The organism is Ehrlichia muris AS145, from assembly GCF_000508225.1.
Classification (GTDB): domain Bacteria; phylum Pseudomonadota; class Alphaproteobacteria; order Rickettsiales; family Anaplasmataceae; genus Ehrlichia; species Ehrlichia muris.
The window spans coordinates 88,775-102,224 of sequence record NC_023063.1; the positions used below are offsets into that span (position 1 = coordinate 88,775).

10 protein-coding genes and 1 pseudogene are annotated in these 13,450 nt (G+C 31.1%); 1 reads left to right on the plus strand and 10 read right to left on the minus strand.

Features of this window, described 5'->3' with window-relative positions; translation table 11 throughout:
* Positions 1–286 precede the first annotated feature (286 nt).
* Positions 287–1,123, plus strand: a complete 837-nt coding sequence (gene ygfZ / locus MR76_RS00365) for a CAF17-like 4Fe-4S cluster assembly/insertion protein YgfZ (protein WP_024071719.1) — start codon at positions 287–289, stop codon at positions 1,121–1,123.
* A 516-nt stretch (positions 1,124–1,639) separates the two neighbouring features.
* On the opposite strand, the gene purF is transcribed toward ygfZ, so the two are convergent.
* From purF to MR76_RS00410, 10 genes and pseudogenes are all read right to left on the minus strand, one after another.
* Positions 1,640–3,028, minus strand: a complete 1,389-nt coding sequence (gene purF / locus MR76_RS00370; protein WP_024071720.1) for an amidophosphoribosyltransferase — start codon at positions 3,026–3,028, stop codon at positions 1,640–1,642.
* 228 nt (positions 3,029–3,256) lie between these two features.
* Complete coding sequence (gene pth, locus MR76_RS00375) at positions 3,257–3,838, minus strand: aminoacyl-tRNA hydrolase (RefSeq protein WP_024071721.1); 582 nt, start codon at positions 3,836–3,838, stop codon at positions 3,257–3,259.
* Positions 3,839–3,853: 15 nt separating this feature from the next.
* Complete coding sequence (locus tag MR76_RS00380; RefSeq protein ID WP_024071722.1) at positions 3,854–4,486, minus strand: 50S ribosomal protein L25/general stress protein Ctc; 633 nt, start codon at positions 4,484–4,486, stop codon at positions 3,854–3,856.
* A gap of 867 nt (positions 4,487–5,353) precedes the next feature.
* Entirely contained in the window at positions 5,354–6,046 is a 693-nt protein-coding gene (locus MR76_RS00385; RefSeq protein WP_024071723.1) for a ComF family protein, read from the minus strand.
* A gap of 4 nt (positions 6,047–6,050) precedes the next feature.
* Positions 6,051–7,196 carry a succinyl-diaminopimelate desuccinylase gene (dapE, locus tag MR76_RS00390; RefSeq protein ID WP_024071724.1) on the minus strand — a complete coding sequence of 382 codons (1,146 nt, stop codon included), beginning with the start codon at positions 7,194–7,196 and terminating at the stop codon, positions 6,051–6,053.
* A 1,375-nt stretch (positions 7,197–8,571) separates the two neighbouring features.
* Positions 8,572–10,278, minus strand: a complete 1,707-nt coding sequence (locus tag MR76_RS00395) for a cation:proton antiporter domain-containing protein (protein WP_024071725.1) — start codon at positions 10,276–10,278, stop codon at positions 8,572–8,574.
* Positions 10,279–10,294: 16 nt separating this feature from the next.
* Positions 10,295–10,876, minus strand: a complete 582-nt coding sequence (locus tag MR76_RS00400) for a thioredoxin family protein (RefSeq protein ID WP_024071726.1) — start codon at positions 10,874–10,876, stop codon at positions 10,295–10,297.
* A gap of 97 nt (positions 10,877–10,973) precedes the next feature.
* Complete coding sequence (locus MR76_RS00405) at positions 10,974–11,408, minus strand: CopD family protein (protein WP_024071727.1); 435 nt, start codon at positions 11,406–11,408, stop codon at positions 10,974–10,976.
* 553 nt (positions 11,409–11,961) lie between these two features.
* A pseudogene (locus tag MR76_RS04770) lies at positions 11,962–12,175 on the minus strand (transketolase C-terminal domain-containing protein); the annotation flags it as partial.
* Positions 12,176–12,281: 106 nt separating this feature from the next.
* Positions 12,282–13,280, minus strand: a complete 999-nt coding sequence (locus MR76_RS00410; protein ID WP_024071729.1) for a pyruvate dehydrogenase complex E1 component subunit beta — start codon at positions 13,278–13,280, stop codon at positions 12,282–12,284.
* Positions 13,281–13,450: the final 170 nt, after the last annotated feature.

Here is a 13,450-nt window from a genome sequence, read left to right on the forward strand (position 1 = left end):
ACATAAGATAATTTTTATAGATGATTTCTAGCACATGATGTATCACTGTAGGTGGAGTATCCTTAAAGTTTATGTGTAAAAGATATGGTAGTAAAGCAGATAGCAAGCTGATTTTATATGTAGTAATAGTATAATTATAATAAGAACAGTTTTATTTGAATCAAGAATAATATTATGTGAACAGGTATGTGTTAAATTCTAATGATAACACAAATTAATAATTGCATGGTTACTTTTTATAGGCAGAATTGGATTAAAAGTTTAAGTAATAAAGGTATGGAGGAATATGAGCAAATTTATAATTTTGCCTAATAGAAGTGTTATAGTCTTCCATGGTATGGCTGCTAAGCAACTATTAAATCAAACTACAACGAATAACATTTTAAATCTAAGTCATAATAAAGCTATCTATTCTCTGCTTTTAAACCCTAGTGGTAGATATATGTATGATTTCTTTGTTGTTCAATACGGAAAATATGTATTGTTAGATTGCTGTAGTACACAGAAGGAAGAAATTATACAAAGGTTTTTATTATATAAATTACAGTTAAAAATAACAATTAAGGAAAAAAAACACTATAAAGTTGGAGTGTTTATTGGGGATCATCATGATAAAAGTGAATGTGGATATACTTATTGTGAAAGTGATGCTGTATTCTTTCAGGATCCTAGATTATCTAAACTAGGTTTGCGTGTAATATTCGCTGAGTCTAATGAAATGTTTAGTAACGAGAAATATAGCGTTGGGAAATATGAAGATTATGAACTATTAAGGATTAGTAATACTGTGCCAGATTGTAGTAAGGATATGATAAAAGGTACCTCATTTCCTTTGCAGTTTAGGATGGGACAGTTGAATGCAATTGATTTCAATAAGGGTTGTTATATAGGACAAGAAACAGTAGCACGTATGTATCGTGTTGGAATAAAGAAAAATATATATACTGTAATTTCTGAGCATGAATCTTTTTGTGATACAAAAGTTATGTGTGATCAACAGGAAATAGGTAAATTATTATCTCATGTTGGTAATATAGGGTTGTGTTTATTGGATGTTAATTCAAGAAATGAGCTGTGTAATTTAGAGATTGGTGGGGTTAAAGTGAAGGTGCTGCTTGGTTAACATGGTTCTTTATTATATTCTGCTTTTTGTAAATTACTTTTGTAGAGTATATAACTATAGTGTTTTTATCAGTTAGCGAAAGTGCTGTTAGTTACTTTTACTATAAAGGTTAACTAATTTGTAGGTAAAATTGTTTTATTGCAAAAATTGTGTATGTTTACAAATATTCTTGAATATTTGGGCTAAATTATTTTCATATTCTACTCTGAGTTAACGTAACTTCTTGTCAAATTTCTTTGTTGTAGGACACTTTGACAGAGTGTGTAACTTTAGTATCTTTATGGGTTGATAAAATAAATGAGTTACTCTTAATTATAGGAAGGCTCGCTGGTTTTGAAATAAGATCTGTAATTGTTCTGCTATTATAGAGAATATCCTTTATTTCTTGGGTAATTCTCTATGGGCCTAGGTTATTTTCATTTCATAAGTAAGTAACTTACTAATAGAGAATTATTGTAATAGTTTTATGACAATATGGTTTATGTTGAAATGTACTTTTACTGTAGTAAGAGCTTGCTATTCCATTTTTCCTATGGGGTAATCTCCAGTAAAACAAGCATCACAATATTGAGGTATGGTATTATTACGTTTTGTATTGCATATTGCTTTATACAGACCGTCTATACTTAGAAAGTATAGGCTATCGCAGCCAAGTGTATCTTTAATTTCTGATTGCGACAACCTATTAGCTATTAATTGTGATTCTTCTGGAGTATCTATTCCGTAAAAACAAGAGTTTACGGTTGGTGGACTAGAGATCCTTAAATGTATTTGTTTAACCCCTGCTTTATGTAGTAATGTTATTATGCTTTTTAATGTTGTGCCTCTAACAAGGCTATCATCTATTAAGATTATTATTTTGTCTTTTAAAATAGAAGAATTAGCATTATGTTTTAGCTTTACTCCCATGTTACGAATGTAGTCATTAGGTTGGATAAAAGTTCTGCCTATGTAATGATTTCTAATGATTCCAAATTCAAAAGGTATTTTTGTGTATTCTGCAAATCCTAATGCAGCTGGTACTCCAGAGTCTGGTACTGGTACTATCATATGTGTATCTTTCGGAACAGGATATTCTATTGCTAGTTCTTTGCCTATGTTTTTGCGTATTTCATATATAGACTTGTTACCTATTATACTATCTGGTCGTGCGAAATATACATATTCGAAAATACAAAAACTTGATTTTTGTTTTTTAAATGGAAAAGAACTTGTTAAGGAGTTGTTTTGGTCAATTGTAATGAATTCTCCTGGTAATATATCTCTTACGAATTGTGCTCCAGCTATATCTAAAGCGCAAGTTTCTGAAGCTACAATGTATGAATTGTCCAATATACCTAGTACTAGTGGTCTAATGCCAGCTGGATCACGACAACATATTATGGTGCCATTTATTAATATTATTAGAGAATATGCTCCTTTGATAGTCTTTAACGCGTCGATGATGTTGTTTAATAAAGTATCTTGTGTATTAATAGCAATTAGGTGTGCAATTACTTCTGTATCAATATCTGATGAAAATATACAGCCTCTTTCAGTAAGGAGTTTTCTTATCTGTACTGCATTGGTAAGGTTACCATTATGAGCTATTGCTAATTTTCCAAATTTACAATCTAAAGTTATTGGTTGAACACCGGTTTTACTTCCACTTGTAGAATAACGTATATGTCCAATTGCAGTTTTTCCTAATAGAGAATCTATTTTTGACTGTTGATTAAATATGCTGTTAACTTGTTTATTCGAATAGTGACAATAAAGCTTGTTGTTTTCTGATGTGACTATGCCAAATGATTCTTGTCCTCTGTGTTGGAGTGCATGTAATCCTAAAATGCAATTGACAGCAGCGTGATTGTTATTTTGTATGGCAAATACTCCGCATTCTTCGTATATTTCGTTAAATTGCATAGTTAGTAAAAAATAGAACTTATTAGCTGATATTCTAGCATAGAAATGCAGAAATTTTAATAAATTATTGTTGTAGTTATAGTATGGTAGTGGAAGTAATAGAATTTGTGTGATATAAGAGTATTTTGTAGTATCAAATATGTTTTTAGCTATACAATTGAAAGTAAGGTAAAAAGATGTTTATTATGTTATGTGAATACTAATAGAAAATCATAATATTAAAATGTATTATGTTGAAATGTCTTCATATTTTGGAAGATTTTTGAATTTATCCATAAATGTTAGGTGATTGTTTTCTAAAAGTAGTGTAATGTGTTCTGCTATGTAGGATATGGTATTGTTTACGGCATTAAGATTATGAAAGCGAGATAAAACATAGCATGATAAGTCCATCTTTTGTCTAGGATGTCCAATGCCAAATCTTACTCTCCAATAATCCTTACCAAGTAAGCTGTCGATTGATTTCAGGCCGTTGTGTCCAGCATTACCACCGTTTTTTTTTACTCTTATAGTGCAAAAGTCTATTTCTACTTCATCGTGAAGAATTATTACATTGTTTAGTGGAATCTTATATAAACTAACTATGCTCAGAATAGGAGCTCCTGAGTTATTCATAAATGCCCAAGGTTTTACAAGAATAACTTTATGTGATCCAATATTGCCAATTGATGTTAGCACCTCATTTTTTTCTCTAAAATCTGGGAAATGAAATTGTTTTGCTACTGCGTCTACAATCATAAACCCAATGTTGTGGCGAGTTAGCTCATACTTTTTACCAGGATTACCTAACCCAGCTAACAAGTGGAACATCAGAACCTTAACAGATTAGTGTTCTGATGATGAAGCAGTAGGTGTAGATTCCTGATTGCTTTCACTTTCTTTTTCCATACTTGTACTAGAAATTGTTACTATTGCTGGATTGTGTTCCTTCATTACAACGTTTACTTCTGGAGGAAGATTTAAATCACTTACATGTATAGAGTGTCCTGCAGTTAAATCAGATAAGTCTATTTCTATATTTTGTAATATAGCGTTGGGAGAACACTTTATAGATAAAGTGCGATGTAATATATTTAACACCCCACCTCTCTTGATACCTACACATTTTTGTTCATTTGTAAATATTAAAGGTACTTCTATTTTTATTTCTGTACCATAATCAATAAATTGAAAATCTACATGTTGTATTCTATCAGTTACTGGATGTTTTTGCACATCACGCATTAGTACGTATTCTTTTTTATTACCTATTTCAAGTTCAATCAAATGTGTTGACAGTGCAGCAGATCTGTACTTACTTAAAAATTCTCTGCCGGATAAAGATATACTTAGAGATTCACGACCTTTACCGTATACCACTGCTGGTATTTCTCCGCTGAGTCTTAGTGCGCGCGAAGGACCTGTACCTACATTTTCCCTTAAGCTTGCATTAATTTTAACTATACCTTGATCTGTCATTAAAAAATCCTTTTGAAAATTTTTTTGATTTAATACCTCTGAGTCTTATATTGTTACCATATTAAGATGATATTGCAATATAAAAATTACTATATTGTCTTGTTAGATATTTGAATTTTTAATAAATGTCTTTTTATTTTATACTGATTAGTCGTGAGGTATAAGGTTTTTTGGGTGAAATGTATTTGCGATTTTAGTAGGTGCTGCGGAAATAGCATTATGTAGTTTGTATATTATGCAAGGTCAATCATTTGAGTATTTGAGTAATGAGGTATAGAGTGAGTAAGATTATAATATGAAGTAGCATCATATAGTTTATATATAGTATAGGATGAATAAGATGAATTTTGTTTATAGTGGGAGATCCTAAGGTTTTTGTATATGGAAGTAGCAAGTAGCATTATGTAGTTTGTATATAGTTCAAGGGTTAATCATTCTAATATTTGAGTAATGCGGTATGGAGTAAATAAGATGAATTTTGTGTATAATTAAGTACTGAAGTAATATATTTCTTGTATATGTAAACTGAGATTTTATTAGTGATGTATATAGGTTTGTGCTTATGATTACTAAAAGCTTATACTTAATGTATCAGTTCAAAGTTTTTTACAGCTTGTTAATTTGCATGATAATTTCTATGTGCAATATGTGAACGATATAATATGGAAAATATATTCAATTGTGTGTCTGGATTCTGATTATGAAAATAGAAATTTATACTTGGATTGTAAACCAAAGTTTTCTGTGTATTATTAATTTAAATAACAACTTACGTGATTAGCACTAAATAATGCGATTCCTATAATGAGCAAGATAAAGTATTTTGATTTTTTTCTATGGGTATATAGAGTCATATCTTAGAAATTGCTATAGTGTTCTAGCTAATGTAATAGCTCTAACTTCTTTTGCGCCTGATTCTAGAAGTTTATGTGTACAAACTCTAGCTGTTATTCCAGTTGTAATTACATCATCAACAAGTAGTATAATCTTGTTATTAATTAGATGTTGATTTTGTACTATAAAGGATTTTGTAATGTTTTTTTCTCTCATTTTACTAGATAGACTATATTGTGGTATTGTATCTACAATTCTTTTTAATGCGAAAATTTCTAAAGGTATATTACAATGTTTACTTAAGGCTTTTGCAAGAAGTGTAGCTTGATTATATTTTCTTTGCCGTAGCCTTTTTTTATGTATGGGGACAGGTATTATAGTGGTGACGTTGTTAAATAAGTCTGGATTTTTATTGTACATCCACTTTCCATAGGTTTTTACATGTAATGTGTTGTCAGAGAATTTCAGGTTTAAAATCATGTTTTTACTATACTTATTATATGCGAATACGGATTCTAATTTTGTAAATCTTGGTGGATTAGTTATACACTTTCCACATATTGATACCTCATCTGGTAAACTGCATCCACATGCGATGCAATAGTTACCAGATAAAAAATCTATGTTATCTTTGCATGTGCTGCATAAGTCATAATCATCAGGAATTACATATTCACAATTTGCACATGTATTAGGGAAAATTGTATTTAAGATCTTACTTAGCACCTAGTTATTGAGATAGATTAAAAAACTGTTTTATGAATTCTTCATATATGTTACTAAGCTTATTTATGTCATCTACAGATGTATTTTCATTTATTTTATGTGCAGTGTCATTTTTTAATCCTAATTCAATTACAGGACAGAAATCTTTTATAAATCTTGCATCCGAGGTTCCCCCAGATGTACTTATTACTGTGTTTTCTCCAGTTACTTTCTTTATAGCTGTAGATAGCATATCAGAATATTTGTCTGGATAATTGATGAATGGTTCTCCAGATACTGATGTAAACAGTTGGTATTTTTGTGTTGTTTCGGCACAAATATTATTAATTATATTAAATATTGAATCGGAAGTGTGAATGTTATTGTATCTAATGTTGAGGTGAGCAGTAATTGTGTCTGGAATAACGTTACCTGCTGGATTACCGACGTCAACTGATGTAATTTCACAATTTGAAGGTTGAAAATATTCATTTCCATTGTCAAGGACTGTATTGTTTATTTTATATAAAATATCGATCATATTATTTACTGGATTTTCTGCAAAATGTGGATAAGCAACATGTCCTTGTATTCCATTGCACACTATCTTGAAATTGATTGATCCTCTACGACCTATTTTTATAGTGTCTCCGACAAATGATTGACTAGTGGGTTCTCCAACCAAACAATAATCAATTTTTTTGTGATTATCAGTTAACCATTTTAATATTGCAGGTGTTCCATAATCACAATATTTCCCTTCTTCATCACCAGAAATCATGAGACTAATAGACCCATGTACTTGATTAAAATCCAACCTTGATATTGCTGCTATAAAGGCACATATGGCAGATTTCATATCAACAGCTCCACGTCCATAGACGATATTATCTTCTATATGTCCAGAAAAAGGATCAAATTTCCATTTTTCTAGGTCTCCTGTTGGGACTACATCGGTATGTCCTGCAAAACATAGATTTGGTGACTCAGTTCCTAGTTGTGCATATAAATTACGTACTTGTATTTTGTCATTTCCGAAAGTTAAAACATGACATATAAACCCGTACTGCGATAACGTGTTTGATAAAAAATCTATAGCACCATTATCTGCGGGAGTAATACTAGGAAAAGATATTAATGTTTGAGATAATGTTACTGGGTCAATGATCATGGAGATAAACCTATGCGATGAAGTAGTGCTCATTATACCGGGTTATAGTCAATTTTCAATACTTGCATTGTAATGTGTTTGTGGTCCATAATACTTGATATGTTGCTATAGTTTTGTATGTAATTTATTCTTGAGGCAGAAATAATTATTAAGTGGTTCCATGTGGATTGGGTAGTCTATGTGATAAGATTATTGCGTTCATAAATATGGTATAGTTTCTAATGTGCTATAAGTTTGTATGTAGTCTATAGCTTCCTATTTGAGTAAAAATAATACTTGTGTTAAGTGTGGGATTTCCCAGTGTGAGTTAGGCAGTCTATGGTGATGAGATTATTGCGTTCATAAATATGGTCTAGTTTTTAGTATGCTGTAAGCTTGTATGTAGTCTATAGCTTCCTATTTGAGTAAAAATAATACTTGTGTTAAGTGTGGGATTTCCCAGTGTGAGTTAGGCAGTCTATGGTGATGAGATTATTGCGTTCATAAATATGGTCTAGTTTTTAGTATGCTGTAAGCTTGTATGTAGTCTATAGCTTCCTATTTGAGTAAAAATAATACTTGTGTTAAGTGTGGGATTTCCCAGTGTGAGTGAGGCAGTCTATGGTGATGAGATTATTGCGTTCATTAATATGGTATAGTTTTTAGTATGCTGTAAGCTTGTATGTAGTCTATAGCTTCCTATTTGAGTAAAAATAATACTTGTGTTAAGTGTGGGATTTCCCAGTGTGAGTTAGGCAGTCTATGGTGATGAGATTATAGTGAAATTCATTAATATGGCCTAGTTTTTAGTATGCTATGAGCTTGTATGTAGTCTATAGCTTGCTCTTTGAGTAAAATGATACTTGTTAAGTGATCCCATGTGAAGTTTTAGGCAGTCTATGTGATGAGATTATAGTGAAATTCATTAATATGGCCTAGTTTTTAGTATGCTATGAGCTTGTATGTAGTCTATAGCTTGCTCTTTGAGTAAAATGATACTTGTTAAGTGATTCCATGTGAAGTTTTAGGCAGTCTATGTGATGAGATTATAGTGTGAGTTGGTAAGTATAGTATTGTAGTTCTTAAATGTGCTATTTTGTCTGTAATAGGCTATTATTTACTTTTTGTGTTAAATACTAATTGTTGGGATATTGTTTGTATAGTTAAAGATTGATATTTGTTGGTATTAAAAATGCTTAATATTCTGTGAAATAAATGCTTTATTTTGACATAATAGTATTTATATAAAGATTCTAGTAATATCTAAAGATACCAGGAAAATTATAGCCTTGGATTTCAAAATTAAATAGTTATTTTTGATTGCAAATTATTCTTTATGCTAAACTTATCAAGTAAAATAGGCTATCATTATTTCAATAATTAAGCTGGAAATAAGTTATTCATCTTCTTTATTTTTTACGGCATCATAGTTTACCATTCTAAACCTATCTTTTAACAAAGAAATGGCATGACTGCTAAATCCATTATTGCTTAATGCTACAGCCCCTAACTGTAATCCTACTTCATAAGTTTCGGGAATTAAATAGTGCGCTCCAAGCTCTTTGTATATTTCAACATTACTTAAATCAGGTAATCTTACAATGATTATTATGTGTGGGAAATTCTTTGCAACTAGGGAAATAATCTTTTTTATAGTAACTTCATTGTTAATGGCTATGATTATCATCCGAGCTCGTGATATTGCCATAGACTGTAAAGTATTTAATTTTGTTAAATCTCCAAGATATACAGGAAATCCTTCATCTATTCCATCTTTAACAATTTTGGGTTGAATATCAGATGCAATGTAACTTACATGTTCAGCAACTAGTACTTTTGCAACCATACGTCCTACTCTTCCGAAACCTACTACTATGACATGTTGATCAAGATCTTTTGTATCTAAAGTAAGCTCTTGAGAATTTAAAGATATTTTCTTTTTAGTGATTAATTTTGATATCCAGTCTCCTAATGTTGCTAACAATGGGGTGAAAGCCATGGTTACTGTGGTAATCATCATAAGGGTTTGTGCTAGATCATTGGACAGTACGTTTTTCTCTGCTGCAAGACCAAATAAAATGAAAGCAAATTCTCCGCCTTGAGATAACAATAACCCAGCTTGTAGGGCTGCTGCTAGTTGAAATCTGAAGAATCGGCATAATATAAAGATTATGAAAGACTTGAGTGCTATTAGCGATATAGAGGCTAATGTTATTATAGGTAATTTATTCAGTACAAACTTTATATCAATTGACATTCCTACTGTCATAAAAAATAATCCTAATAATAGCCTTTTGAATGGCAGAACAACTTGTTCTACATCATGTCTATATTCAGTTTCTGCAACGAGGAGCCCTGAGACAAATGCTCCTAATGCCATTGATAAATTAAAATTCTCTGTGATAAAAGCTGCCCCTAAAACGATCAATAATGTTGTTGCTATGAAAATCTCATTGCTTTTCATTGCTGCAATAGTATTGAATAAAGGCCTGAGTAATAATCTTCCTGTGATAAAGATTAGAGTTAGAGCAATTGCTGCTTTTATGAAAGAATATAATAATGATACAGGTATACTATGATGTGACTCCCCTGTTAATAATGGTAATAACACAATTAATGGGACAACTGCAAAGTCTTGTAGTAATAACACGGCTATTGATAATCTACCAACTTGTGTTGATTGATATCCCTTTTCTTGTAGTACTTGTAACACTATTGCTGTTGAGGAAAGGGCTAAAGCACCTCCGATTATAATAGACCCTTTGGAATCTACTCCGAACTTGTTTGAAATGTACCATATTGCTAGTGCTGTGACTATAACTTGTAGAGTCCCAAAACCAAAAACATGCAATCGCATGGCAATTAATCTTTCAAATGTGAGCTCAATCCCTATTAAAAATAACAGAAAAACTACTCCAAACTCTCCAAGATTCTGTATGATTACAGATGATTCTACTAGATTTAGGCCGTGTGATCCTATAAGAGTACCTGCAACAAAGTATCCTAGTACAGGGCTAATATTCAATTTCCAGAATAGAACAACTATTACTATAGCTGCTGAAAGGAGAGTAATTATGTCTAATAAGTACTTAGAATCATGCATAGAAATCTCTTAAAAATTAGGTGACAAACTTATAATCTTGAGACTTCCATTTTATGGAACAACCAATACTTGGTTTTTGATTTTCAGGTGATTTGCCTGTCTGTGCAATGAATTTCATAGCATTGAATAGGTCTCTATCTTCTTGCTTACTATTTACTTGGTTTCTTCCTGAAGCATCAAATCTTCCTCTATAACACAACTCTAATTTGTCGTTGAATCCGAAAAAATCAGGCGTGCATACAGCACCGTAACTTCTTGCAATTACTTGATTTTCATCTATTAAATATGGGAAATCAATACTATATTCTTGAGCAAACTTGATCATGTTTTCGTATGAATCCTCTGGATAAGTGGTAGTATCATTTGGCATAATTGCTACACTATAGATATTATAATTATTCTTTAACACATTAACGTCATACACTAAATTGCTTATTATTGTCTTAACGTAAGGACAGTGATTACATATAAACATTATCAATAGCCCACTACCTTTATGACAGCTATCCAAGTTATATAGATTGCCATCTATAGATTTTAATAAGAAGTCCCTTGCGATGAATTTTTTATTCACTGGAGGGGTATTGAGTGCTACCATAAACTACATTCCAAAAGTATAAATACAAATGCATCCTGTTTTAATTTTAGAATACAATATTCTAAAGTCAAATTTAATTATATTGATTTGACTAAAATCACATAAAGGGTTTTACTACAACCATAATTACGATAACTATTATTAACAAGGTAATTAATTCATTAAGACACTTGAAGTATAGTGAAGATTTAGTGTTATTTTTTGCGACAAAGTCTCTTCTATGCTTAAATAACATAATGTGTATTATACACATTAGTATGACACATGTCACTTTTATCTTGAACCATAAGAAATAATATGCTTCTGTAATTAAGGATAAAATTGTACCAAGAACTATACTAGAGACCATAGCTGGGTTAATTATGTAGAATAGTAACCTTTTCTCCATGGTGTTAAGTAAATCATAGCTATCGGAATGTAGAGCAACTTGAGCATGATATACATATAATCTAGGTAGATATAACATACCGGCCATCCAGGTGATGATTGATATTATATGAAATGCTTCAATCCAGTGTTCGTAATCTATCATTATGAGAACCAAGTATATGAAAAAAATCTTTTAAGTATGTATTATATGTTATCTTTTCCAGGATACAATTAGAATATTTATAATAGATATGTAAGTTTTTATCTTATTTTATAAGATCATAACTTTGTAAGTAAATATATGTGTAGGGGCTATGCTTTGTAAATTTTAAATACTTAATTACTCCAATTTATAATTGAGATTTGTAGGTAAGAATATATTTTTGATTCTAGTATCTGTGGCATGCAGTTTTTTATGTTATTGAAACATGAATAATATTTAATGTAAAATATTTTAAAAAACTTATTACATAAAAATGGGAAGAGATTTGAGTTATTTAGAGTTTAGTAAGTCTTCAAAATATGATTTATTGTGGATTAATAAAATTCTTAACTCTTAACTTGTTATATAAAAATACCATAAATTATAGTAGTATAGACTTGTTAAAATAAAGTACATTCTTTAAATAAAATAACTCTGAGATTTAATTGTAAAAACAAAAGAACCTAAAATAGTTAGAAATAGGTAAGAAGTGATACTTTGGTAGCTATAATATTTATCGATAATTACGAATACATAAAGTACGTGCTGCTTCTACTATGTCTTCAATTTGTGGTAATGCTAATTTTTCAAGGTTTGTAGCATAAGGTAATGGAACATCTTTTCCAGTTATTCTTATCATTGGAGCATCTAAATCGTTCAAAGGCGTGTTCCATGATTAATGCAGCTATTTCAGATCCTATCCCTGAATATGGCCAACCTTTTAAAATAAAGTACATTCTTTAAATAGAATAACTCTGAGATTTAATTGTAAAAACAAAAGAACCTAAAATAGTTAGAAATAGGTAAGAAGTGATACTTTGGTAGCTATAATATTTATCGATAATTACGAATACATAAAGTACGTGCTGCTTCTACTATGTCTTCAATTTGTGGTAATGCTAATTTTTCAAGGTTTGTAGCATAAGGTAATGGAACATCTTTTCCAGTTATTCTTATCATTGGAGCATCTAAATCGTCAAAGGCGTGTTCCATGATTAATGCAGCTATTTCAGATCCTATCCCTGAATATGGCCAACCTTCTTCTATGCTAATAACTCTATTTGTTTTTTTTATAGAGCGTAATATTGTTTTTGTGTCAAGAGGACGTAAAGTTCTTAGGTCTATGACTTCCGCATTTATACCTTCTTTTTCTAAAAGTTCTGCTGCTTCTAGTGCAAGTTTAACTTGTAGAGAAAATGCTGTTATTGTAATATCAGTGCCTTTCTTAACTATAGCAGCTTTACCAATTTCAATTATATAATCGGGTGTTAATACCTCATCTGATACTTCATGCTCATGCCCATATGCGATCTCATTTTCAAGGAATATGACAGGATTTAAATCTCTTATAGCAGCCTTTAATAAACCTTTGCAATCTGCTGCGAAATATGGAGATATTACTTTCAATCCTGGAATATGTGCATACCATGAAGCATAACATTGAGAGTGTTGTGCTCCTACTCTTGCAGCTGCGCCATTAGGACCTCTAAATACAATAGGGCAATTCAATTGTCCTCCAGACATGTAACTGGTTTTAGCTGCTGAGTTGATAATTTGATCTATTGCTTGCATAGCAAAGTTAAAAGTCATGAATTCTACGATAGGTTTTAATCCGGCAAATGCAGCGCCTACTCCTATTCCAGTAAACCCGTGTTCAGTGATTGGAGTATCTATGACGCGGTCAGATCCAAATTGGTTAAGTAATCCTTGAGTTACTTTGTATGCACCTTGATATTCACCTACCTCTTCTCCCATGATGAATACTGTATGGTCACGTTCCATTTCTTCACGTATTGCTTCACATAGTGCTTCTCGTACAGTTAAAATTTTCATAATTTAGCAATCTTGATAACAGTCTTGGATAATTATATGTAAAAAAGCACATATGCAAACACAATATTGTTAGCCTGTATGTATTTATTTAAGGAAAATAGACAAACAAGACGAATAGTGGCATGCATATGGATGCATGTCCTTACATTAGAGAAATAATTTGCTATTAC

Excerpts from the sequence above, each read along its gene's own strand:
- MR76_RS00400 (WP_024071726.1), bottom strand. The coding sequence starts at position 10,876 with ATGGTAGCACTCAATACCCCTCCAGTGAATAAAAAATTCATCGCAAGG.
- MR76_RS00395 (WP_024071725.1), bottom strand. The coding sequence starts at position 10,278 with ATGCATGATTCTAAGTACTTATTAGACATAATTACTCTCCTTTCAGCA.
- dapE (WP_024071724.1), bottom strand. The coding sequence starts at position 7,196 with ATGATCATTGACCCAGTAACATTATCTCAAACATTAATATCTTTTCCT.
- MR76_RS00410 (WP_024071729.1), bottom strand. The coding sequence starts at position 13,280 with ATGAAAATTTTAACTGTACGAGAAGCACTATGTGAAGCAATACGTGAA.
- MR76_RS00380 (WP_024071722.1), bottom strand. The coding sequence starts at position 4,486 with ATGACAGATCAAGGTATAGTTAAAATTAATGCAAGCTTAAGGGAAAAT.
- pth (WP_024071721.1), bottom strand. The coding sequence starts at position 3,838 with ATGTTCCACTTGTTAGCTGGGTTAGGTAATCCTGGTAAAAAGTATGAG.
- purF (WP_024071720.1), bottom strand. The coding sequence starts at position 3,028 with ATGCAATTTAACGAAATATACGAAGAATGCGGAGTATTTGCCATACAA.
- MR76_RS00405 (WP_024071727.1), bottom strand. The coding sequence starts at position 11,408 with ATGATAGATTACGAACACTGGATTGAAGCATTTCATATAATATCAATC.
- ygfZ (WP_024071719.1), top strand. The coding sequence starts at position 287 with ATGAGCAAATTTATAATTTTGCCTAATAGAAGTGTTATAGTCTTCCAT.